This window comes from Rickettsia endosymbiont of Nabis limbatus (assembly GCF_965196655.1).
GTDB lineage: Bacteria > Pseudomonadota > Alphaproteobacteria > Rickettsiales > Rickettsiaceae > Rickettsia.
The window spans coordinates 1809595-1833717 of sequence record NZ_OZ239771.1 but is presented as its reverse complement, the minus strand read 5'-3'; the positions used below and the strand labels follow the sequence as shown (position 1 = coordinate 1833717).

Sequence of the window (24123 nt, the reverse complement as noted above, 5' to 3'; positions counted from 1 at the left end):
CTCGCGTGTTTCTAATTTTGAGCACTTTTTTGATGCGATTTACTATGCTCTTAAAAAAGTCACTACCTTATCGCATTAAGCTATAATTATTCGTTAGATGATGAGAATGCATTGAAAAAGATAGAGGATATTATAAAGATTTTACAAAAAGAAAATATAGTAGTACAGACAGTATTTATTACTCTAGATCCAATAAATGATACAAGTGAAGTACTCAAAAAATATCTTGAAAATATAGATAATAATTTTGTAGGTTTAACTGGTACAATAGGTGATATTACGCAGGTTGCTAATGAGTTTAAAGTATTTTATGAGCCAAAAATATTTGATACAAAAACCGGTAAATATGAACTAAAACACTCTAATTTTGTGTATTTAATTAGTAGCGATGGAAAGTTTCTCAAACATTATTGCTTGGGCTTACCTAAGAATGATAGATAAAGGTTTTCGTCATTGAGAGGAGGCTTGCCCCGCATGGATCAGTTTTCCCCTTATTTGTAGAAGTCAAGATTTGATCTTACAGACACTATAAAAATTATATCTGAATATCTGATAAATTATGACTGTCAGATGAGTATTCAAGATATAAGATTTCATTGTTCTTTTCAATAGCTAATTTCTTACTATCCTTAAAAGTTTGCATAGGCGTTTTACCATAACAATATTTTCCTGAATGTGGTCGCTCATTATTGAAATGCTCTAACCAAATATCAAGATCTAATTGTAAATCATCAAGATCAGTGTAGATCTTTTTCCGCATAGCTGTATCAAAGAATTCTTGTTTCATAGTTTTATTAAAACGTTCACACATACCATTTGTTTGAGGAGAATATGCTTTAGTAATAGTATGTTCTATACCTTCGATACTTAGAAATAATTCAAAAGCATGATGCTCTATATTTCCCTTATATTCTGACCCGCGATCTGTCAGAATACGAAGTATTGGTATGCCTTGAGTTTCATACCATGGTAACACGCGGTCATTAAGCATATCAGCAGCAGTTAAAGCTGTTTTATCAGTATATAGTTTAGCATCAGCTACTCTGCTATAGCTATCAATAAATACCTGAGAATAAACCTTACCTATACCCTTAAAATTTCCTACATAATATGTATCTTGGCATCCTAGATAACCTGAATGCTGTGTCTCAATCTCGCCATGGGCTTCTTTTTCGCTACGTCGTTTCTCTAGTACTTGTAACTGAGATTCAGTAAGTACAATACCATCCTGAGCCATCCTTGCTTCTAATGCTTTAAGCCTTTTATTGATATTGTTTAAATCATTACGTAACCAAATTGATCTCACTCCTCCAGGTGATACAAGTATACCGCTCTTCTTAAGCTCATTTGATACTCGAATCTGTCCATATGCTGGATATTCTATTGCCATATCCATTACTGCCTTCTCTATCGCTGGATCAACTCTATTCGCTATTATTGGCTTCTTCCGGCTAATCTCATACAACGCTTCTTCACCACCAGTTTCATACAGTTCTTTAAATCTATAATAACTATCTCTGCTATAGCCCATCGCTTTACATGCTGATGATATGCTACCAAGACTCTTAGCGAGTTCTAGTAATCCTAATTTTGGCTTTATTATTTTTTGATTTAAGTTCATTTCTTATCTCCATTTAATAATTAATTTATTTTACTAAATGTAAGATAAAATCTCAACTATTACACCTTATTATCCCGTAGCTTGTCCACGTGATGATACCGAGAGTAAACTCAGTTGAATTCTGTGACAGGCGTGAGGAGCGACGCCTATAATAATAGGCGAGACGACGAGTAACGAATCACAAAGTTCAAATCAGTTTACTATAACCCCACCAAGCTTTTTGCAAAATCGTGTCGGTTAAATATTTTCAAATCTTCTATCTGCTCACCTATACCAATAAAATATATTGGTAAATTAAATTTCTGCACTACCCCAACAATCACGCCAGCTTTAGCACTGCCGTCAAGCTTGGTTACTATAAGACCAGTTAAACTAGTAGCCTCATTAAAATGTTCTACTTGATTATAGGTATTTTGTCCGGTAATAGCATCTATCACTAAAACGCTATGAGTAGGCAGATTTTCGTCTACTTTCTTGATAACTTTTACAATCTTAGTAAGCTCATCCATTAAGTTTTTTTTGTTGTGGAGTCTACCGGCAGTATCGATAAAAAGTATATCAATATTTTGCTTGATTGACTCTTCCACAGCTCTATAAGCAACGCTTGCAGGGTCAGCTGCCTCTTCACCGGTAATAAGCAAAGCTTTCGCTCTTGTCACCCAACTATCTAACTGATTTATGGCGGCGGCTCTGAACGTATCGCATGCAGCAACTGCTACTTTTTTACCCTGCATTACATACATTGCAGCAAGCTTACCGATGGTAGTTGTTTTACCTGCACCATTAACACCACATACTAAAATTACATTTAGTTTATTTTCATTTAAGGTAAAAGGAATTTCTGATTCTAATAATTGCTGTTCAATAAGATTTGCTAGAGTTTCTTTTATTTCGGTAGCTTCAACTTCTTTATCGAATTTGAGCGATTTAAACTCTTCGATAATTTTAGCTGCTACCAAACTCCCCATATCAGTAGAAATTAATAGCTCTTCCAATTCCTCTAATGTTTCTGCATCTAGTTTTTTCTTGTAAAATATCTTATCAATACCTGCTGATATTTTACTTGAGGTCTTAGATAAACCTTGCTTTAATTTGCTAAATATCGAAATCATTTTTTGTTTTTATATTGTATTTACTGCCATATTAATTCACTCCCGCATGAGGCTTCGTTGCGTAGATCAGTTTCGTCTATATCATCTAGTTAGCTTGTCCACGGGATCTAGAAAAAAGCGAGATAAATTGAACTTTAAATTTAACAAATCTAGTGTGTTTAGACTTTTAGGTGACTGGATTCCCGCCTACGTAGAAAGGCATTGTTGCGTAGATCAATTTTTCCTATTTCATCCCGTGATTTATTCATGCAACGACGCCTTTCAGTCCTAAGATAAAACTCTACCCACCAATCCTTGCTATGCAAATTCTTTCAGTGATTTCTTTTAGTTTTTCTATTCGCTCTATTAGATAAAGTAGCTGCTCTTTTGTAATCTTATAATTTTTATCATATCGTGCATCAACATAAACTTTTTTTAACAACTCAAAACATTCTTTTTGTTCAGGCGTTGCAATAGGGAAAACTTGTAATAACTCACTATCATAATTTTTTGCCATGCCGCCTAATTCTTCTATATCGTGCAACTTAGGTTTATAATTAGAGAAAACTAATAAAATGGCACTGTATAAACTTTCGGTAGCTTGATGAAGCAAAAAAGCACTGATATTAAAAATTTCTTCTTCCAAAGCATTTTTAGAAGTTTTTAAAAAATATTTACCACTCTTAAACCACTCTTCAAAATAATCTTGAGCGATTTCTTTCATCTCACTCCAAGGTAAATCTTTAGCCTCGCTTAAAATATACTCACTACTGTCGTATAAAAGTATCCCTTCTTTTTTAAGATCGGTATAGAAATAACGTCCTTTTTCTAATTGTCTATTTATCTCTTCTATTGATTCTAAAATTATTGATATACGTGAATCATAAGGAATAATTTGATCTTTTATTACACCTTTTCTTTTCAATCTTGTATATATTCTATCTTTTAGGTTTAAAGTAGCATGACCTTTATACTTACCTTTCTTTAAGATAATCAAAATATCCGTATCACTATGATAGCCGTTAGGTAGATCACGTACCCAATCGCCTCTAGCAAAAGAGCCATATAAGATAATCATAGCAATTTTATCTTGAGCAAGCTCTAAAATCTGCTGCACTATAAAATCAAGCCTACCTCTAATATGCATAGAGCGTTCAGGTAATGCAGCTTTCATTTAATACCTATCTTTATCATCATATACACCCCAAAGGTCTTTTTTAAGTACCCAACCAGTGTAATTTTTACAGGTAATTTGGCAAAATTGTTCTTTGCATTTTTTTAAAGTGCAGCGAACTTTTGGCATTAATTTTGCTATTACTCTACTCTCTATATTTGCATATTTAAATAATTCGATCTCTTGATCAGCAATAATAATTACTGATCTTCTACCTGATAAGACGCTTGAATGTATCCAGCCACTTTCACCCTGAATATCACGCACTTGCCGCCACTGTTCATATTCAGCAATTATTTCTACCGGTTCACCTTTTTTAACAAAAACCCACTCTATTGCTGCTTTAGTTGTCGGACCACTTCGTGCATTAACTTCATTAGATTTTATTGAAACAAATCTCGGGATAGGTAACTTTTTATTATCAGCATTAATTGTAGTTGATAGTATTATTGCAATTAAAGCAATGAGAATCTTAATCATTATACTCTACTTCTGATAAACTATCCTCTTTTTTTGCTACTATATAATTACCAAGCCTAAATTGTACTTTTATTCTATTAATTTCTTGCTCACTAATACCTATGAATTTTAAAACAGTACCACCAATTTGAAGACCTGTTTCATAACTTTCAGGGATAATAGTTGTTGCTCCTAAATCATAGAACTCTCTAGAATTTTTAAGGCTTTTTAACTTCACAATAACTTGCATATCAGGATAGTTAGCGGTAATTGTTTTAAGCGATTTCTTTATAGTTACTTGATTATTCATAGTAAGTATAATAGCAAGAGCCCTATCTGTACCAAGGGCTTTTAGAGTATCTGCCTGTGATACGTCACCTTTAAAAACCGGAAAACCATCTGTTAACCCTTCCTTAACTCTATCTTCATTTAAATCTAATATTACATAGCTTGTTCCTTCAGCTTCTAGAACCCTTGCGACCATTTTACCGATATTACCGAGTCCTGCAATAATAATATGATTTGTTAAATCTCTTGCACCAAGCTCTATAATTTGTGTCGGCGTCTTACCAAGACCTTTATCGACTTTTTCAGCAATTTTTCGTCCTAATGCTGCAAGTAGCGGGGTAAGTGCCATAGTAAAGGTAACAACAAGCAATAATATGTTAGCACTACTTTCTTCTAAAACACCACTTTCTTTACCTAAGCTAAATAATATGAAAGCAAATTCCCCGCCCTGTGATAATAAAAGCCCTGAATAAAAAGCAACACCTTTATTAAACCCAAATAAAATACAAAAAGCTGTTATTATCAAGGTTTTAATACCTATTAAAGTAATAGATAAAGTAAGGATATGAGATAGTTTCTCATACATCTCAAGTGCGTCGATATTCATACCGACAGTCATGAAGAATAACCCCAAGAATAAACTTTTGAAAGGGTAAATGCTTTCTTCTGCTTGTAGTCTAAATTCAGTTTCAGCAACTAATACTCCAGCAACAAAAGCTCCAAGTGCTAGCGATAAGCCGAAAGTTTCAGTAGCCCAAGCAGCAGAAAGCACTATTAACAAAGTCATTGAAATAGGCAGCTCATTAGCACTGTTACTTTCGGAAGAAATGAATGAAAATATTGGACGAAGTAAAACACGACCAGCAACAAATATAGTAAGTAAAGCAACAATAGCTTTCAAAAATGCAATACCAAGTGCTGTCGCAAGAGAAGCCTGACTATTACCGCTAAGCAGTGGCACTATTACAAGTAAAGGTACTACAGCCAAATCTTGAAGCAGTAAAATTGCTAAAGCAATTCTACCGATTTGTGTGGATTGGCTACGATTTTCTTCAATGACCTGCATAACAAGGGCGGTAGATGAAAGTGCAAGCCCGCCTCCAGTAATAATAGCAGCACTACTATTGCCGTATATAAGCACCATCGCACCAGCAATTACTATGGCAGTTGTTAGAACTTGTAAAGTACCAAGTCCAAAAACATACCGCCTCATAGCTTTTAATCGCTCGAAAGATAGCTCAAGCCCTATCGCAAATAATAGAAATACTACACCAAGTTCGCCGAGTAACTTAGTCTGGTCATATGTTACAATTTTTAGACCATGATCACCAATTGCAGCTCCAGCAATTAGATAGCCAAGTACTGGACTTAACTTAAATCGTTTAAGTATAGCCACGATAAAGACTGCAGTACCAAGTAAAATTATAACATTAATAAGTATATGATCGTTCATTTAAAAATATTTATTTTTTCCAAATTTCTTCAAGTTTAAAATGTGTTCTTGCTTCAGGATAAAAAATATTAACCAAAATAGTACCTGCATCTATTAATACCCATTCTGATTTACCAAGCCCCTCTATATTAGTATTTACACCCGCTTTATTTTTTAGCTCTAATGCCACATATTCAGCTATTGCTCCAACGTTCTTAGTTGACCTACCATTAGCAAATATAATATAATCAGCTATCTTATTTTTACCACTCAAGTCAATTACATCTATATCTTCTGCTTTCTTTTCATTTAGGCATTCTAAAATAAATAATTTTAGTTCTTCACTTTCTTTTTTCATATTACTGTAATATATTATTTTAATATTAATTATATTTATATTCGCAAGAATCATTATTATCAATAGAACTCTATAGATAATGATATAATTAATAACGTATACATTATATAGGAATTAATAAAATAATGGCAATATCTGCAGAAGAATTAGAAAAAATACTCAAAAAATCTTTTCCAAACGGTATAATTAAAATTACCGATTTAGTAGGTGATCAAGACCATTATGCACTAGAATTATCAGATATACAGTTTAGAGGACTTACTTTAATTAATCAACATAAACTAGTAAAAAATGCTCTATCTGAGGTATTAAATAAAAAACTTCATGCAATTACGATAAAAACCATTGTGATTTAGTAATAAGCCAAGTCAGATAAATTTATCTAACTCTCTACGTTAATTGCTCCAATTCTTGTTTTATTTCTTTAACTATTAAATGATGAGACCCAGATTTATCATCTATAATATTAAGTATTTTTAATAATTGTTTTTTATCTGTCAATCTTAGATTCTTTTTTAAAATTTCAAGGCATTCTTGATCATTTATAATTTCATAAATTATTGCCTTAAAACATTCAAAATTGTAACATAAATCTTTTAACTTACTCAGAATAGTTGTTACATACATATCATTAGGATAAGCTTCTATATCATAAATTAAGTTATACATTGCTTCAGGGAACTCGCAATTATCACTAAAATTATCTATTAATTTTTCTAAAATTTTTGGATCTTTTATTTCTTCTAATTTAGATATTGTTTTTTCAAATAACTCTATATCTTCGGAAATTGCTATCCGTTCAGGATATCTAGTACATTTTGCTATTAATTCATCCTTTTCGTGTGATTCTTTATTACATAAACTATCATTAACTTCTCCGAAAGATTTTTCATCAACTTTAACTAATTCGTCATCATTATTTTGTAACATACATAGCGTGTAGTGGAGACATCTATCTAAAGTTTCTTGTATTACTATTTCTATAATTTCTTTATTCTCGCTCGATGTATTATCCATTTTCTGAGCTAGAGTTTTAGTTGTACTATTTAAAACACCAAGCATTTGTATTAATATGCTATCATGTACAAATTGAATATATATTTCTCTAAAATTGAATAATGATTCTTGTTGTTTATTCATATTTTTAACTATTTTATTTTTTATGTTAAGAAATATTATATAATGTAGATATTTCAAAAATTAGAACTCAACCACTACCGGCTGAGAGCCGGTAGGTTGATGATAGGCACTAGAAGTGCCGTAGAGTTTAAGCTAAAGCTTATTCCAATCTAATGTTAGAAATAGAAGTTGGTTTATGAGCTTCTGTATGGTTATTTATATACTCATTAATTACTTCATCTGTGATATGACCACTTGTTGTACTAAAATAACCTCTTCCCCAAAAATGCTTCCCCCAATATCTCTTTTTTAATTCTGGGAATTCTTGTTGTATTCTACGTGAAGTTCTACCTTTTGCTCTTTGTACAAATTCACTTACTGCTATATTAGGAGGTATCGATACTAAAATATGTACATGATCAGATGATATCACCCCATTTACTATCCTAATATTCATTTCCTCTGAAACTTGAGCTATGATTTCCCTAATCCTTTCTTTGATAACTTGGGTTAATACTTTATAACGGTATTTTGTTATCCATACTATGTGATACCTGTGATAATATACCGTATGTTTCCCTTTTTCATATTCTGTCATAGTCATCCTATAAAATAAGTCCTACTTACTTATTTTATATAAGACGACTATGACTTATTCAAACTAAAGTTTCTCCACCTGAAGGTGGAGGTTTGAACCATCAGCTGGATAATCAAATAAGCGGTAAGCCTGCACAACTTACAAAAGAGGCTCAAGATTTGAAGTATCAATATATTTTATAATTAGAAACAGCAACGTTGATGTCGTTAGTGAGGTTTTCTTATATTACCCCTTGCAGAAATAATATAAAAAATTAGTAAATTATTGAGTATATTGTGGTGCTACTAGGGGGAATTGAACCCCCGACCTCTTCATTACCAATGAAGTGCTCTACCCCTGAGCTATAGTAGCATAGAGTTTTTTTCAAACTCCTTTTGCCATATATTTGCCATTAAATCAAGAAAAATTTTGGAATTTGTTAGATTATTCCACTATTATCAGAAGCTTCACCACATATATCAGCCTCTTTAGAAATACAGAATTCTTCAAAGTGAAGAGCAACATCTTCTGAATTTTTAATGTCAAGATAGCCTAGTAAAAGATTATTTAGCCAATTTTTTCAAAAAAAGCGAGTATATTTAGGTACGGTTTTTATAAAAAAATAATGCTATCAATGCAAGGATGCAGCTTAAAATGATATAATAAACTGCAGAAGTAACTTGACCCGTTTTTTGCACTAGATACTCAAAAACAAGTGGAGTAGTACCACCAAAAATAGTTGTAGCGGTGTTATATGAAAGCGAAAGTGCAGTATTACGTATTTCAGTAGGATAAAATTCTGCTTGCAAAGCTGGTTCAGGACCGATATAGCTAGCAGCAAGCACTGCGAGTATAAATTGTGAAATAATTACACCGGTGAAATTACCTGTTTCAAAATTATTAAGTAAAAACGGAGTTGCTATAATAATCACTACAAGGTTAATTACAAAAATTTTCCTGCGACCTATAACATCGGATAAATAACCGCTGAGTAATGTTACAGCTATCATAATCACGTAACATACGCTAGCTAGGCTATTTACTTCATTTTCGGTAAGGTTGCGACTGATTTTTAAAAATGACACTAAATAAATTGCATGCAAATAGAATATTATCGAACCTGGAGCATTGATAAAAATCGAAATTAATATATCAAACCAGTGCTTAGTAATAACTTTTTTTAGCGGCGAATTCTGTATCTTTTTCTGTTCTTTTAAATTTTTAAAATTCGGCGTTTCATGCGTATGGTTTTTAATGTAAAACGCTGCAAAAAGGATAAAGAAACAGAGTAAAAAAGGTATCCTCCAGCCAAAACTATCAAACTGTTCAGCGTTTAAGATATTCTTGACGATATAAGAAACAAAAGAGCCAAGCAATAAACCAGCACATATACTAGACATTGAAATACTGCCAGTAAAGCCTCGATGCTTTGGATGAGTATGCTCAATAACAAATGAGATAGAACCGGTTAAAGCTCCGCCCATTGACAGCCCTTGTAAGATTCTCACAACAATCATTGATATAGTGGCAGTGATACCGATAGTATGGTAGGTCGGTAATATTCCGATTAATACAGTTGGGGCAGACATGCAGAATAAAGCACCAGTTAAAACTGCTTTTCTGCCAAATTTGTCACCAATAACACCAAAAAATATACCTCCTAGTGGTCTTGCCAAATACCCTATAGCAAAGACTAAAAAAGCCTGCAATAAAGAAGTATTAGCATCATCGTTTGGGAAAAACTTAGTTCCAATTATTGGTGCAAAACAACCGAATAGTACGTAATCATACCACTCAAAAGTGTTGGCTATGCCGCTTGAAAATACTATTTTTCTTCGATTCATATTTTTTTGCTTATGGCTTTCTTTTCAGAATATATTATAAATAAAGTTGCTGGAATTATGATTACCGCCCCATGCAATGTACTTTTGTCTGGAAACTCGTTAAATATGAAGTACGCTGCTATTGCCGAGATAACAAGCTCTAAATACCTGTAAGGAGCAGTGGCGGTAGCATCTACCATAGAAAAAGCTTTAAGTAGCAAAAATAATATTAAACTCCCACTACTGCCTAAAATAAACAATAACGCTAATTCAAAAAGAGTCGGAGTAAGCCAGTAGTTAGCAGCAGCAGGTATCGATACTACAGCAGTTACTATTGCTGAATAAAATAGCATACTAATCATTGACTCTTTTACCACAAATTTTTTATTTATAATATCAAGCATGGCAAATGAAATAGCGGCTAAAATAAAATAGAGTATTTCAGGGTTAAAATCTTCAGCATGAGGTTTAAGCGTAATTACTAGTCCAACGAATCCTACTATTGTTACTACCCATCTTTGCCAGATGATATTTTCATTAAGAAAAAATACGGCAAGTATTAAAGTAAATAACGGAATAGAAAAGCTTATAACTGTTGCAGTAGTAACAGGGGCAATACTTAAGCCGTAAGTCCATGAAGTCATACCGAAAAATAATAGTAATCCTCTTAGAATGTGAACAAAAGGACGACTTGTTTTTAAGGTATTTTTACCATAATAAACAACGAAAGGTAATAAAACTATGCTACTGAAAAAAAAACGAAAAAAAGCTACTTCAAAGCTATGTAATCTAGTTCCTAAATATTTAGACATTACATCGTTAGCACTACTACTTACCAGACTAAGTAAGAACCAGCCTATACCTATTGAATATGTTTTTAATGCATCATTCATTAATATACTCCAGTAATTTCTATAATTTTATTTATAATTTCTTGACTTTTAATATGAAAAAATCTTATCTTCTAAAGAATATAAATACATAACGATGAAAAGCTTATGTTATAATATAATAATGAATTTTAAGCAAGTAAAGGATTGTAACTATGATAAAAATGTCTAAAAGATTAGGAGTAATTTTGTTTGTATCATGCATAAGCATTAATAGCTTTGCCAAAAGCATGGAAGCTGATGTAAATGCTGTACCGGAGTATAACTATGATGATGTTCCATATTATGAAAATGAAGGAAGTTTACTCGTTAAAGTACGTCTAAACGGAGTTTTTGCACATGCTAAGCAGAAAAACTTACCTGCTCCTACAGTTCCTCAGCCTCTTCCAATAGGTGAGTTTGTAAAAAATGGTTATGGTGGTGATATATCTACTACTATATTCTTCAACAATTATTTTGCTACTGAATTATCTTTAGGTTTTAATTTGTTACGTACTAAAAATTCAGTGCTTAGTAATGTATCTTACAACTATGGCGTTGGAGCAACACCTGGTAAAAGCAAGCCTCTATATATGATCCCAGCAACTATTACCGGACAATTTCATGTAGCACCTTTTGGTGGCATTAGACCTTATGTAGGTTTAGGTTATCATGGTTCATATATGATCACTCAATCTAGCGGTATTAAGATAAGAAACGGAAACGGTTTTGTAGGACAAATAGGTCTGGATTTTTATGCTAAAGATGATACAGTAATAAATTTAGATATAAAACAATATTATTTAAATCCTAAAATTGTATACAAGCCAAGTTTAGTAGGAAATCAAAATATTACCTCTAGAACTAAGCTTAATCCTTTAGTAGTTTCTATAGGTATAGGATTTAGTTTTTAATTTTAAGTGTCATACTAGCTAGCTTGACCGCGGTATCTCAGGATACAGAATGTGATACAAGATACCACGATTAAGCTGCGATACGACACATGCTTTACGCAAACATATAAATAAAACACATTCACTCATGTCTCTGCAAGTTATTCAATTATTATACCTCGTAGCTGCTATTTGCTTTATTCTATCGCTCAAGTTTTTGTCATCACAAAAACAAGCACGTTTAGGCAGTACTATAGGTATTCTAGGAATGACAATAGCAGTCGGTGTTACTTTCTTTCTGCCTAATTTTGCCCATAAATTACCCATTATAGCTACTATATTAATTGGGGGTATAATAGGCGGGGTAATTGCTCTTAAAATTTCTATGACGGCAATGCCGCAATTAGTTGCAGGCTTTCACTCATTTGTTGGTCTTGCTGCGGTATTTGTAGCCTATGCTACTGTACTTGCTCCTGAAAATTTTGCTATAGGTATTGCAGGAAGCTTGCCTACTAGTTCTTTGATAGAGATATCATTAGGTGTGTCTATAGGTGCTTTAACTTTTAGTGGTTCGATTATTGCTTTTTTAAAGCTACAAGGCTTAATGAAAAGCAGCCCATTAAAATTTTATGGTCAGCAATATATATGTTTACTGACAACGATATTATTAGTCGTATTAATAGTGTTATTTATTCGATCAGAAAATATATTTCTATTTAATCTGATAATATTACTATCCTTACTAATTGGGGTATTGCTTATAATACCGGTAGGTGGTGCTGATATGCCGGTAATAGTGTCGATGCTAAATTCCTATTCAGGTTTCGCAGCTGCTAGCATTGGTTTTACCCTTAGTAATAGCTTGTTGATTATTACTGGTGCATTGGTTGGTAGTAGCGGTGCTATACTTAGCTATATAATGTGTAAGGCAATGAATCGTTCCTTAATCAAAGTTATTTTTGGTGCATTTTTACCAGCTCCTAGTGGTACTAGTAAAAATATAGATGATGATAAGGTAGCAAAAGCAAGCTGTCCTGAAGATGCAGCAAATTTATTGCGTAATGCATTATCTGTTATAATTGTTCCAGGTTATGGTATGGCAGTAGCTCAGTCTCAGCATATTATAAAAGAAATGGTTGATATATTAGAAGGATTAGACATTAACGTACGTTTTGCTGTCCATCCGGTGGCAGGCAGAATGCCTGGACATATGAATGTGTTACTTGCTGAAGCTAATATTGATTATGAGAAAGTTTTAGAACTTGAAGAGATCAACAGAGATTTCGCTACTACCGATATAGTTTTAGTTATTGGAGCAAATGACGTAACTAATCCAGCTGCTAAAAATGATCCAGATAGCCCAATTTATGGTATGCCTGTTTTAGATGTCGAAAAAGCTCGCAGTGTTTTGTTCATTAAACGCTCTATGGCTTCAGGATATGCTGGTATAGAAAACGAGCTATTCTATCACGACAATACCTTTATATTATTTGGTGATGCTAAAAAAGTAGTTGAAGAGATTGTCAATTTTCTAAATGAAGATTGACTTAAATAACACCATTTGTTATAACCTTTTTTATTAAGCTAAAAAACAAATATCATGAATTCCCAAAAAATATTACCGCTACTTCCAAAAGCTACGGCTATGTGGTTAATTGAAAATACCTCATTAACTTTTAAGCAGATTGCTGATTTTTGTGGTATTCATGAACTTGAAATAAAAGGTATGGCAGATGGTGAAGTAGCACAATCTATTAAAGGACTTGATCCGATTGCAAATGGTCAGCTAACTCTGGAGGAAATTGATCGTTGTAGCAAAGACCCTAAAAATGTCTTACAAATTTCTCATAGCCCTGCTTATGAATTAATGAAGAATCAGAAGAAGCAGCGTGCTAAATATACACCAATTGCAAGACGCCAAGATAAACCTGATGCTATATATTGGTTACTACGCAATTATCCAGATATTCAAGATAATCAAGTAGTTAAGCTTATTGGTACTACTAAAAGTACTATCGACGCTATTAGAACCCGCAGCCATTGGAATATGAAATCTATTCACCCACGTGACCCTGTATTACTTGGACTTTGTAGTCAAGTAGAACTAAATAAGGTAGTAGCAGTGTTAGAATCCGCATCAAGCCACAACAAAGAAACTAAAAAATCTTAAGACAAAAAACATCATTGCGAGAAGAAACTGAAAGTTCGACTAATTTCAGGAATTCTACTTTATGAGATTGCCACGCTCATTTCATTCGCTCGCAATGACAACTCTCTATCCATACGAGAAATGCCATCACAGGACAACGAATGTCTTTTTCTAATCATCCACATCGGAAAATGCATCATTATCATTAAGCTCATCATCTAATTCTTGAGAAGATTGGTTAGTTTCGTCATTAGATTTAGTAGATGAAGCTTTGAAGTTACCTAAATCTTTACTGTTTAAGGTTTTAACTGATTTTAAAGTCTCAACAGGGATAATAACTATTATGTTTTTGTTTAATTCGTCAAAATAGTCTGTAGTTAAAGATTCTTTAAGCACTCCCGAATATTTATTGCTTTTGCTGCTTGCTATGAAATCCTCTAAAGATTTACTTTTATAATAATTTTCAGATGTAAAAATCATTGTTATAAAAAATACCACAGCTGAAATAGCAGCTCCTACTGCAAAACCGGCTAATAATCCTAAAAATCGATCAATAAAACCATTTCTCATAAATGAAATTATTGCTAGGAATTTATAGACTATAAAAATGCATAAGATTAAAGAAATAATATATGATATAACGCCGCTACTTATTACTCTTACAACTTCGTTATGTACATACTTGCCTATTATTTGCGAAATATACGGATACAAGAAATATGTCAACATTATTGAGGTAATAAAACCAAGTATTCTTGTCGAAAAGCCTATTATTCCTTGGTATAACCCAAAAAACGAAAAAAGTGTGATGATAGAGAAAATAGTAATATCAAAAAATGTGATCATTATTGTTAACTTCTATTGAATAATTGAATTTAAATCTTATATACTTAATAAATAACTATTATAATACTAGTTTTATTATGAATGATAAGATCTTTTATAACCTATCCGGTAAAACACTAGTTTCAACACCTTATGTAATTACAAAAGGTATATACCATAAATCCTTGATTTATATGTTATCACATACAGAAGAAGGTGCAATAGGATTAATGTTTAATCGTTTAGTAAATCATATAGATTTAAAATCATTTTTTAAAATAAAAAATGATGAAATAGTAAATCCTGTTATGGTACCTATATATCTTGGCGGACCTGTAGAGCATGAAAAGGGATTCTTTTTGCATTCCACAGATTATAATAAAAACTTATTATTAGATTTTCATAATGATTTAGCAGTAAGCTCTAATTTAGAGATTTCAGAAGATATAGCTTTTGGTAAAGGACCTAAAAACAGCTTATTAATTGTAGGTTATACTGGATGGAAAGCAGGGCAGCTTGAGAAAGAGCTAGAAGAAAATCTATGGCTAGTTATGGATTGTGATAAAGAATTTATTTTTTCTGACAATCCTGAGAATAAATGGCATAATGCATTAAAGCATTTAGGCATTGATGAAGTACATTTCTCTTCCCAAATAGGGAGTGCTTAAGTCGGCGTTATTGCGTAGATTAAAAAACTTTTTTGGTGTCATCCCATGGCGACATTGCCTGCGCGTGGATCGGAAAATATCCTATATGTCATTCCTGCTTTTAGCTAAGAATGACATCGGAGTCACACAACAATGCTTCCCGTGATTTATGAACTAGATCCAGTTAAAAATATGTTAGTATTTTTTATTATTTTCTGGATACCGTGGATGCTTTCCGATCTACGCAACAACGCCTGCTTGATCATGAAGTGACACAGTAGGTGACGTTTTCATCACCTGCAATACCTTAAACAAGCCACCCATTTCTTTCACAGATATCAACCTATCTACTTGTCGTTCTATTAGCTGTGCTTGCTGAGGGTTAAGTTTGTCTTGAATTGTTTGCTTGCGTAATAAAATCCCATTTTCTATTAAAAAATCACGTTGTGAAATTGTATCTATTACATTTATCTTGCTATTTTGAGCTACTGTTTTGAGCACATAAAAATCTACATGTGCTGATAAATCTGCTTCCCCTAAATTCTCAATTACTGGGCAATATTTATGATTTTTTATAGCTTGCAAGGTTGAGTTATATTGATGTCGAGTTCTAATATTCGGGTTTATATCATAACCGTAATCTATTATAAGACCGCTTCCGCCTAATTCTTTTATATGCTCGGACATAAATTTCATAATCTCTATAGAGTTATAGGACTCCTCAAGCACTGCTCCATATTTTGCATCTAAATGGGTCTTCTGTAAATAGTCTTGTAATTGTTTACTAACAGCTATTTTATCATACTTGATTTTTCCATCTACCGGCTGCACAACAAATATTCTTTCATACCATAATTCTTTAACTTTAATATATTGCTTTATCGGCATAGCATCGAAAAACTCATTAGCTATTATTAGAGCAGGTTTTTTGGGAATATCTTCTATAGATGCGTACCAATTAATAGGTAAATCAAAGTTCTGTAGATTGGATTTTTGCTGAATAATCAAATTTTCATTGATATCAATTAAGTTGATAGATAAAGCATTATAAAATTCAGGAACTAATTTTGCTGTACGTAATAAGTCCCGCATTAATAACCCTCGCCCTGGACCAAGTTCAACTATATTAAGATTTTTAGGACTACCGATTCTTTGCCATTCTTTTATACACCATAAACCGATAATCTCACCAAATAGCTGCGAAACTTCAGGAGCGGTAATAAAGTCCCCTTCTTCTCCTAAAGATTTCGTTTGCTTATAATAAGAAGTAGGGCTCAAATGTAAAGCTTCTTGCATAAGACGATCACAAGTGATATAGCCACTTTGCTCAATTATTTCCCTTATTTTGTGATCGATCGACATTCTGTTTTTATTATTAAATAACTACCTAAAAATAACAGCAGCATCGATAAAATCTGCCCCATAGTTAAACTATCAAAAATAAAACCGATTTGCACATCCGGCTCTCTAAATATCTCAATAGCTATTCGGAAAATAGAGTAGAATACCAAGAATAAACCAGAATTTAAATCTTGCTTCTTAATTGTATTACGCTTAAATACAGCATAAGCCAAAATACAAAATAACACTAATCCTTCAAAAAAAGCTTCGTATAACTGACTAGGATGGCGTGGCATTAAATCACTATCTGGGAAAATTATACCAATAGATGAATTTGTAACACGCCCATATAACTCACCATTAATAAAATTAGCAATTCTACCGAAAAATAAGCCAATCGGTACTACTGGAGCAATAATATCGGTAAGACTTAGGAAATTAAGTTTATGCCGTTTGCAAAATATATAAGCAGCAAGAATAACTCCTATAGCACCGCCGTGAAAGGACATTCCCCCCTCATATGTTTTTAAAATCTCTATTGGATTTGAAAAATATTTATAAGGATTATATAATAGAATATAGCCGAGCCTACCTCCGACTATTATCCCAATAATAGCGTAAGTAACAAACTCTTCTAAATTTTTCTTAGTGATTTGTGTAGGAAATTTTTCTATAATCTTATTTGCATAAAACCAGCCAAGTAAAATTCCAACTACATATGAAAGAGAGTACCAAGATACAGTCAGCGGTCCTATAGAGAAAATAATAGGATTAATATTTGGGAATGTCATAGTTAAAAAGTTATTTTGTACTTTTTAGTTAAATTTATTGATAAAAATAAAATTCTTAGTAAGAATGAAAATTTATTTATGATTATACATAATAATATGGTAGGTAAAATATGCAATATTTAATGGATTTATATCGTACATCGAGTACTGAAATAATAATGTTATTCGTTATGTTGGTATCTATTATACCTTTAGTATTTTTAATTAAAAAACTAATTTTTATTCCAGTAAAAAATTATTTAACAAGACATCATTATGAAGATTATGAAAGAGTGTTGAAGAAATATCCTATATTTCGTTATTTATTACACTCTTTATTAGGAATTTATTTCATATCTTGGGGAAATATCTTTCATCCTACTTCTTTTAAAGCACATATATTACTTGGAATTAAAGATACTATAGTCATATTATATGTCTGTAGAAGTCAAGATTTGATCTTACAGACACTATAAAAATTATATCTGAATATCTGATAAATTATGACTGTCAGATAAGTATTCAAGATATAAGATTTTATTGTTCTTTTCAATAGCTAATTTCTTACTATCCTTAAAAGTTTGCATAGGCGTTTTACCATAACAATATTTTCCTGAATGTGGTCGCTCATTATTGAAATGCTCTAACCAAATATCAAGATCTAATTGTAAATCATCAAGATCAGTGTAGATCTTTTTCCGCATAGCTGTATCAAAGAATTCTTGTTTCATAGTTTTATTAAAACGTTCACACATACCATTTGTTTGAGGAGAATATGCTTTAGTAATAGTATGTTCTATACCTTCGATACTTAGAAATAATTCAAAAGCATGATGCTCTATATTTCCCTTATATTCTGACCCACAATCTGTCAGAATACGAAGTATTGGTATGCCTTGAGTTTCATACCATGGTAACACGCGGTCATTAAGCATATCAGCAGCAGTTAAAGCTGTTTTATCAGTATATAGTTTAGCATCAGCTACTCTGCTATAGCTATCAATAAATACCTGAGAATAAACCTTACCTATACCCTTAAAATTTCCTACATAATATGTATCTTGGCATCCTAGATAACCTGAATGCTGTGTCTCAATCTCGCCATGGGCTTCTTTTTCGCTACGTCGTTTCTCTAGTACTTGTAACTGAGATTCAGTAAGTACAATACCATCCTGAGCCATCCTTGCTTCTAATGCTTTAAGCCTTTTATTGATATTGTTTAAATCATTACGTAACCAAATTGATCTCACTCCTCCAGGTGATACAAGTATACCGCTCTTCTTAAGCTCATTTGATACTCGAATCTGTCCATATGCTGGATATTCTATTGCCATATCCATTACTGCCTTCTCTATCGCTGGATCAACTCTATTCGCTATTATTGGCTTCTTCCGGCTAATCTCATACAACGCTTCTTCACCACCAGTTTCATACAGTTCTTTAAATCTGTAATAACTATCTCTGCTATATCACATCGCTTTACATGCTGATGATATGCTACCAAGACTCTTAGCGAGTTCTAGTAATCCTAATTTTGGCTTTATTATTTTTTGATTTAAGTTCATTTCTTATCTCCATTTAATAATTAATTTATTTTACTAAATGTAAGATAAAATCTCAACTATTACAGATCAAGTGGGGTTTAAAGTGATTCCCAAGCGTTGGATAGTTGAACGTACTTTTGGCTGGCTCAATAATTTTCGTCGTATGAGTAAAGACTATGAGCATAACTATAAAACTTCTGAACATATTATTTATCTCAACCACTACCGGCTGAGAGCCGGTAGGTTGATGATAGGCACTAGAAGTGCCGTAGAGTTTAAGCTAAAGCTTATTCCAATCTAATGTTAGAAATAGAAGTTGGTTTATGAGCTTCTGTATGGTTATTTATATACTCATTAATTACTTCATCTGTGATATGACCACTTGTTGTACTAAAATAACCTCTTCCCCAAAAATGCTTCCCCCAATATCTCTTTTTTAATTCTGGGAATTCTTGTTGTATTCTACGTGAAGTTCTACCTTTTGCTCTTTGTACAAATTCACTTACTGCTATATTAGAAGGTATCGATACTAAAATATGTACATGATCAGATGATATCACCCCATTTACTATCCTAATATTCATTTCCTCTGAAACTTGAGCTATGATTTCCCTAATCCTTTCTTTGATAACTTGGGTTAATACTTTATAACGGTATTTTGTTATCCATACTATGTGATACCTGTGATAATATACCGTATGTTTCCCTTTTTCATATTCTGTCATAGTCATCCTATAAAATAAGTCCTACTTACTTATTTTATATAAGACGACTATGACTTATTCAAACTAAAGTTTCTCCACCTGAAGGTGGAGGTTTGAACCATCAGCTGGATAATCAATATGATTACACTTATGCTTAAAAAATTGACTAAACCTTAATTTCAAGACAGACTCTCAGATAGGAGAACCGATCCACGCAAGCAAATTTGCCACGGGATGATATGGGGACCGATCTATACAGGCAATGCCCACACGAGATGAAATTTCACTAATAATACTCTTTACCAATCTCAATCTTTGGGCGACCGTTAGCTACTCGCCATTTATTAGTATCGCGTAATGATGGTGTGCAGCCACAAAATTCTTGCTTGTAAAAATGTTCTTCTTTAGCGATTTCATACATCCGGCTTGCTCCGCCGTCTTTACGCCAATTATACGTCCAGTAAGTTATACCCTCATAATGCGAGGCTGCTTTAACTCCTGATTCATTAATTTGGTTCATATCTTTCCATCTGGAAATACCAAGAGAGCTACTAATAACTTTAAAGCCGTTTTCGTGAGCGTATAAAGCCGTACGCTCGAAACGCATATCAAAGCACATAGAGCAGCGTTTGCCTCTTTCCGGCTCAAACTCTAAGCCTTTAGCACGTTTAAACCAGTTTTGCGGATCATAGTCAGCATCGATAAACTCAATATTATGCTTCTCGGCAAAGCGTATATTTTCATTCTTACGCAATTCATATTCTTGCTTAGGATGAATATTAGGGTTATAAAAAAATAGCGTAAAATTAATACCGCTACTCATCATTTTTTCCATTAAAGGACCAACGCAAGGAGCACAACAAGTATGTAATAATACTTTCTCTTCACCGCCAGGTACTTCAAAAACTTCATTCATAATATTTTCAATAAATACTTTTTGACTTTAATTTCTCTATCTCTTCCTTTTGTAATCCAGTTGAGGTAATTATTAATTCAGTTTTTAAACCAGCCTTAATTAATTTTTTAGCTATAGTAATTTTCTCTTTTTTTCTTCCATCTTGTTCCCAGCGGTGTGCTAAACTTCCCATAATAATTACTCCTAATTCAGGATTTAAATGTGATTTAAGTATTTTTTCTAATTCTATTTTATCATCTTCTTTTATTTTAGTCAAAGTATACGATATAGCTGATTTTACATAATCAACTCCAATATTGGAATCAGCAAACTCGGGTAAAATATCGGCTATTTGTTGCCATCTTGGTAATAAATCAGGCTCATTTATATATTTCATTAAAATTTGCAATGGAGCAAGCCAAGGACTTTCTTTTAATTTGTCATCAGAAATATCACGTAAGTTTATAAACTGATAATCACCACTCCAAGTTTCTTTTACCAACTCGCTATTTTCAAATAAATCCCACAAGTTTAAAGGAGCAGTATATTTTTTATGATCATTTGAATATACTAACGGATATATAAAAGGAAACTTTTTAGAATCGGGATGCGAAATTAAGTGTCTCTCAGCAATATTTAACATATATTTGAACAAGCGAAAAGCCATAAGTAATCTGAACTACTTTGGTGTTCTGCAAGCAAATATAGGTAACCCTCACTATCATTTATTTTAACAGAAAACAAAATATCGGTGATTGATTCTTTAAGGTTTGGCTCTATAAAGCTATCATTTTCTAACATTAAAGGGGCCGTTGAAAGATAATTTTTGATAGTAAAATAAGAGGAAAGGAGGTAATAAATATTTTAAAAAAGAAATTCTGTTTAATATAGAGATAAATGTTATTCAATAGTGTAGTAATTTAATAGAGATTTGTTTACAGAGTTAGAATTTTTATTAATAAATTTCTTTAAGCCATTAAAGTTGTTAAAACCACTAATCGTTTTAAATTAAAACATATGGCATTCATAAATTCGGAGAATTGATTTTTGGCAATTCCTATATATCTAACCCGCTTATTATCTTTTGAAAATACCATCTCGAAAGGTGCTCTGATTTTCGTATAATATTTATCAAGGTCAAAATTCTTATCTTTCATATTATTTTTCTTTATTGCACAAAGATGGACTCCCTTTTTAGCTGCTGCATTCTTGGTAGAGATTGTACAATAACCTTTATCAACATATGTAGCACCAGAACTTGGCATAACATGCTTAAAACCTTTGCTATCGGTAACATTTGCAGGGGTAACTGCAACCTTATTGATCATGCCTGATTGAATATCAACACTCACATGTTTTTTATAACCATACCAAAATTTATTCCCTCCCTTACAGCCAATTTTGGCTTGTTTATCCTTTGCAACCTTAGGCAAAGTCTCATTATTCAATTTATCATATTTTTGTGCTCTTAGTTTATCACGTTCCTCCCAGAGATTAGCTTTTGAGATTAAATGAGAAGCATCTACAAAGGTAAATACTTCACCCATATAGCCTTGTACTCGTAGTTGATCGCGGAATTTTGTAAATATTTTTGATAGTAAATTAGTACCTATTTTTTTACGTATTTTACTAAATACACTATAATCAGGTGTCTTTTCTGTAAGAGCAAAATTACAAAACCATTTCGCCGCTGTGCTATCAGCTAAATAACGTTCTAATTCCCGATCAGATAAGTCTTCCATAAATTGTAGCAGCAAACATTTAAACAGCCTCTCTATACCATATCCTTTATAATTAGCTTCGCATTCTAATGCTAATAACTCAGCTTCAACTGCTTTGAATTTGAATAAACTTTTGAATTTACGATATTGATGATCCGCATTTACTAACTCATCTAAACTTACCATTAGCATTTGATACTCTGACATATAAACATATTTTTTATTTTTTTATTATACCTGCTACCCTCTCATCTCGCAACAGTCCCTTAAAGTAGTAGGCGAGAATAAAGCTTTTATAGAGGATGGCAAATGCATATTAAAAAATTCTCTCGCTACTATCGGATTTGATAAAGCTTTTTGGAAAAACTTATCATGCTTTATTTTATCAGGCATTAATATTATCTTGTAACTAATGGGAAATCATTATACAAGATTTTCTATTATAAGTATATATAACAAATAAAAATTTTAGCTAATTTTTCAAGTTTATCGAGTATATTTAACTCACTAAATTTTTCTTATATGTCTCTTTATAGAACTTCAGAATTATAGAGGATACTAAAGCAAGTGCAATTAAATAATATGAGATTGCATAATTATCGCCGGTGATTTTCATTAATAGCATTGCTACCATTGGGGCAGTGCCACCAAATATAGCAGCAGCAAGATTATATGAAAGTGCAACACCGGTAAATCTTACGCTAGTTGGAAATATTTCTACTAACACTGTCGGTATAGGTCCCATATAAACAGCAATAATTCCAGCAAATAATATCTGTGAGATAATTGCCAAAGCAAAATTCATTGATCCAAGGCAAATAAAAATAGGATAAACTAATAGAATTAGTAAAATAATACCGCATATTAGCACAAGACGACGCCCTACTCTATCTGAAATATAAGCTGATATCGGAAATACAATCATCATGACAACTAATATTATGCTACTTACAATAACGCTTTGCTGATTAGTATATCCAAGAGTTTGCATAAAATTGCCGATAAAAACTGTTGAAGTATAAAAAGGAGCAGTTACCGTAATATAAAGCCCAAGGGCTATAATTAACTCTTTTGGATGTTTTGTTAAGGTTTCCCGCAAAGGAAAACGTGCCAGCCTGCCGCTCTCTTTAGCTTTTTTATAGATAGGGCTTTCTGATAGATTTTTCCTGATATATAAACCTACCGAACTAATAAATAATCCGGCAATAAATGGTATTCTCCAGCCCCATTCAAATAGCATATCGGCAGGCATAAAATAAGAAAACCCGGCGGCGGTTATAAGTCCAAGTAGCATGCCCCCGCACATACTAACGAATGAGGCGCTCCCAGCAAGTCCTCTTTGCTCAAGTGAGGCATGCTCGACTATATAAGAAATACAGCCGCTAAACTCACCGCCTAAGGAAAATCCTTGAATTAATCTTATAATAGTTAGAATAATAGGTGCAGCAATCCCAATAGTTTTATATCCAGGAAGTAACCCTATACCTGCGGTTGGTACTACCATAGTAATAATACCGACTACTAAAGCAATACGTCTACCGAACTTATCACCGATATTACCAAAAATGATACCTCCTAAAGGACGTACTATAAAACCTGCAGCGAATACTGCAAAAGTTAGAGTATCACGTATTTCAGAATCAGGAAAAAAATGCTGACCTATAATATAAGCAAATTGTGCATATAATGCATAATCATACCACTCTAAGGCATTACCTATCATGCCTGATATTACTACTTTTTTCATTTAAAACTATTATATTGATATTAACAGAATAATAAGGTGAATATTTTACATTCTCAAGTAAAAATATATCTTAGAT

General features: G+C 32.5%; 24 protein-coding genes, 1 tRNA gene and 5 pseudogenes. 8 read left to right on the top strand and 22 right to left on the bottom strand.

The genetic code is table 11. The annotated features are described in order from the left end of the window. Positions 1-84: 84 nt before the first annotated feature. A pseudogene (locus ACOAL3_RS10595) lies at positions 85-441 on the top strand (SCO family protein); the annotation flags it as partial. A 94-nt stretch (positions 442-535) separates the two neighbouring features. Here ACOAL3_RS10595 and ACOAL3_RS10590 read toward each other — a convergent pair. From ACOAL3_RS10590 to rsfS, 6 genes are all read right to left on the bottom strand, one after another. Then, positions 536-1621, bottom strand: coding sequence for an IS481 family transposase (locus tag ACOAL3_RS10590; protein WP_419234799.1), 1086 nt, complete (start codon positions 1619-1621; stop codon positions 536-538). 200 nt (positions 1622-1821) lie between these two features. Continuing rightward, positions 1822-2733 (bottom strand): signal recognition particle-docking protein FtsY, encoded by a 912-nt coding sequence (gene ftsY, locus ACOAL3_RS10585; protein WP_395476896.1) that lies wholly within the window; start codon positions 2731-2733, stop codon positions 1822-1824. A gap of 280 nt (positions 2734-3013) precedes the next feature. Continuing rightward, complete coding sequence (locus tag ACOAL3_RS10580) at positions 3014-3886, bottom strand: HEPN domain-containing protein (RefSeq protein WP_419235031.1); 873 nt, start codon at positions 3884-3886, stop codon at positions 3014-3016. Beyond that, entirely contained in the window at positions 3887-4366 is a 480-nt protein-coding gene (locus ACOAL3_RS10575) for an SH3 domain-containing protein (RefSeq protein WP_395476894.1), read from the bottom strand. It lies immediately after the preceding gene. Beyond that, entirely contained in the window at positions 4359-6086 is a 1728-nt protein-coding gene (locus ACOAL3_RS10570) for a monovalent cation:proton antiporter-2 (CPA2) family protein (protein ID WP_419235030.1), read from the bottom strand. The genes ACOAL3_RS10575 and ACOAL3_RS10570 overlap by 8 nt, the downstream gene beginning before the upstream one ends. A gap of 10 nt (positions 6087-6096) precedes the next feature. Continuing rightward, positions 6097-6423 carry a ribosome silencing factor gene (gene rsfS / locus ACOAL3_RS10565; protein ID WP_419235029.1) on the bottom strand — a complete coding sequence of 109 codons (327 nt, stop codon included), beginning with the start codon at positions 6421-6423 and terminating at the stop codon, positions 6097-6099. A gap of 125 nt (positions 6424-6548) precedes the next feature. Here rsfS and ACOAL3_RS10560 point away from each other — a divergent pair, with 125 nt between their 5' ends. Continuing rightward, positions 6549-6779 carry a BolA/IbaG family iron-sulfur metabolism protein gene (locus ACOAL3_RS10560; protein WP_395476891.1) on the top strand — a complete coding sequence of 77 codons (231 nt, stop codon included), beginning with the start codon at positions 6549-6551 and terminating at the stop codon, positions 6777-6779. 34 nt (positions 6780-6813) lie between these two features. Here ACOAL3_RS10560 and ACOAL3_RS10555 read toward each other — a convergent pair whose 3' ends face one another. From ACOAL3_RS10555 to ACOAL3_RS10535, 5 genes are all read right to left on the bottom strand, one after another. Further along, complete coding sequence (locus ACOAL3_RS10555) at positions 6814-7563, bottom strand: Imm30 family immunity protein (RefSeq protein WP_419235028.1); 750 nt, start codon at positions 7561-7563, stop codon at positions 6814-6816. Between the two features lie 139 nt (positions 7564-7702). Continuing rightward, complete coding sequence (tnpA, locus tag ACOAL3_RS10550; RefSeq protein ID WP_419235588.1) at positions 7703-8140, bottom strand: IS200/IS605 family transposase; 438 nt, start codon at positions 8138-8140, stop codon at positions 7703-7705. Between the two features lie 276 nt (positions 8141-8416). After that, positions 8417-8491: transfer RNA gene (locus ACOAL3_RS10545), tRNA-Thr, on the bottom strand. 227 nt (positions 8492-8718) lie between these two features. After that, on the bottom strand, positions 8719-9963 hold the full coding sequence (locus ACOAL3_RS10540) for an MFS transporter (RefSeq protein WP_419235027.1): 1245 nt from the start codon (positions 9961-9963) through the stop codon (positions 8719-8721). Then, positions 9960-10835 carry a DMT family transporter gene (locus tag ACOAL3_RS10535; RefSeq protein ID WP_419235026.1) on the bottom strand — a complete coding sequence of 292 codons (876 nt, stop codon included), beginning with the start codon at positions 10833-10835 and terminating at the stop codon, positions 9960-9962. Before ACOAL3_RS10535 ends, ACOAL3_RS10540 begins: the two co-directional genes overlap by 4 nt. A 152-nt stretch (positions 10836-10987) precedes the next feature. On the opposite strand from ACOAL3_RS10535, the gene ACOAL3_RS10530 reads away from it, so the two are divergent. From ACOAL3_RS10530 to ACOAL3_RS10520, 3 genes are all read left to right on the top strand, one after another. Then, positions 10988-11725, top strand: a complete 738-nt coding sequence (locus tag ACOAL3_RS10530) for an OmpW family outer membrane protein (protein WP_419235025.1) — start codon at positions 10988-10990, stop codon at positions 11723-11725. Positions 11726-11852: 127 nt separating this feature from the next. Further along, positions 11853-13250 carry an NAD(P)(+) transhydrogenase (Re/Si-specific) subunit beta gene (locus ACOAL3_RS10525; protein ID WP_419235024.1) on the top strand — a complete coding sequence of 466 codons (1398 nt, stop codon included), beginning with the start codon at positions 11853-11855 and terminating at the stop codon, positions 13248-13250. 54 nt (positions 13251-13304) lie between these two features. Next, on the top strand, positions 13305-13874 hold the full coding sequence (locus ACOAL3_RS10520; RefSeq protein ID WP_395476884.1) for a cell cycle transcriptional regulator TrcR: 570 nt from the start codon (positions 13305-13307) through the stop codon (positions 13872-13874). 150 nt (positions 13875-14024) lie between these two features. Here the strand turns inward: ACOAL3_RS10520 and ACOAL3_RS10515 are convergent, their stop codons facing one another. Further along, positions 14025-14699, bottom strand: a complete 675-nt coding sequence (locus ACOAL3_RS10515; protein WP_395476883.1) for a CvpA family protein — start codon at positions 14697-14699, stop codon at positions 14025-14027. Between the two features lie 77 nt (positions 14700-14776). On the opposite strand from ACOAL3_RS10515, the gene ACOAL3_RS10510 reads away from it, so the two are divergent. Continuing rightward, complete coding sequence (locus ACOAL3_RS10510) at positions 14777-15346, top strand: YqgE/AlgH family protein (protein WP_419235656.1); 570 nt, start codon at positions 14777-14779, stop codon at positions 15344-15346. A 219-nt stretch (positions 15347-15565) separates the two neighbouring features. On the opposite strand, the gene ACOAL3_RS10505 is transcribed toward ACOAL3_RS10510, so the two are convergent. Continuing rightward, positions 15566-16687: a class I SAM-dependent methyltransferase gene (locus ACOAL3_RS10505; protein WP_419235023.1), complete on the bottom strand. Its 1122-nt coding sequence runs from the start codon at positions 16685-16687 to the stop codon at positions 15566-15568. Next, positions 16666-17457, bottom strand: coding sequence for a prolipoprotein diacylglyceryl transferase (lgt, locus tag ACOAL3_RS10500; protein WP_419235022.1), 792 nt, complete (start codon positions 17455-17457; stop codon positions 16666-16668). The genes ACOAL3_RS10505 and lgt overlap by 22 nt, the downstream gene beginning before the upstream one ends. Before the next feature lie 110 nt (positions 17458-17567). Between lgt and ACOAL3_RS10495 the strand changes: the two are divergent. Continuing rightward, positions 17568-17909: pseudogene (locus ACOAL3_RS10495) on the top strand (mechanosensitive ion channel family protein); the annotation flags it as partial. A 6-nt stretch (positions 17910-17915) separates the two neighbouring features. On the opposite strand, the pseudogene ACOAL3_RS10490 reads toward ACOAL3_RS10495, so the two are convergent. Beyond that, positions 17916-19001, bottom strand: a pseudogene (locus ACOAL3_RS10490) (IS481 family transposase). Between the two features lie 76 nt (positions 19002-19077). On the opposite strand from ACOAL3_RS10490, the pseudogene ACOAL3_RS10485 reads away from it, so the two are divergent. Then, positions 19078-19281: pseudogene (locus ACOAL3_RS10485) on the top strand (transposase); the annotation flags it as partial. Here the strand turns inward: ACOAL3_RS10485 and tnpA (ACOAL3_RS10480) are convergent. From tnpA (ACOAL3_RS10480) to ACOAL3_RS10450, 7 genes and pseudogenes are all read right to left on the bottom strand, one after another. Next, positions 19268-19705 (bottom strand): IS200/IS605 family transposase, encoded by a 438-nt coding sequence (gene tnpA / locus ACOAL3_RS10480; RefSeq protein WP_419235618.1) that lies wholly within the window; start codon positions 19703-19705, stop codon positions 19268-19270. The pseudogene ACOAL3_RS10485 and the gene tnpA (ACOAL3_RS10480) sit on opposite strands and share 14 nt — an antisense overlap. 265 nt (positions 19706-19970) lie before the next feature. After that, positions 19971-20600, bottom strand: a complete 630-nt coding sequence (locus ACOAL3_RS10475; protein WP_011476760.1) for an epoxyqueuosine reductase QueH — start codon at positions 20598-20600, stop codon at positions 19971-19973. 7 nt (positions 20601-20607) lie between these two features. Next, positions 20608-21222, bottom strand: coding sequence for an Rpn family recombination-promoting nuclease/putative transposase (locus ACOAL3_RS10470; RefSeq protein ID WP_419235021.1), 615 nt, complete (start codon positions 21220-21222; stop codon positions 20608-20610). After that, positions 21216-21380 (bottom strand): Rpn family recombination-promoting nuclease/putative transposase, encoded by a 165-nt coding sequence (locus tag ACOAL3_RS10465; RefSeq protein WP_419235020.1) that lies wholly within the window; start codon positions 21378-21380, stop codon positions 21216-21218. The genes ACOAL3_RS10470 and ACOAL3_RS10465 overlap by 7 nt, the downstream gene beginning before the upstream one ends. Positions 21381-21547: 167 nt before the next feature. Further along, positions 21548-22507 carry a transposase gene (locus ACOAL3_RS10460; protein ID WP_419234543.1) on the bottom strand — a complete coding sequence of 320 codons (960 nt, stop codon included), beginning with the start codon at positions 22505-22507 and terminating at the stop codon, positions 21548-21550. 60 nt (positions 22508-22567) lie between these two features. Continuing rightward, positions 22568-22693 (bottom strand): annotated as a pseudogene (locus ACOAL3_RS10455) (Rpn family recombination-promoting nuclease/putative transposase); the annotation flags it as partial. A 106-nt stretch (positions 22694-22799) separates the two neighbouring features. After that, positions 22800-24047, bottom strand: a complete 1248-nt coding sequence (locus ACOAL3_RS10450; protein ID WP_419235019.1) for a metabolite/H+ symporter — start codon at positions 24045-24047, stop codon at positions 22800-22802. Positions 24048-24123: the final 76 nt, after the last annotated feature.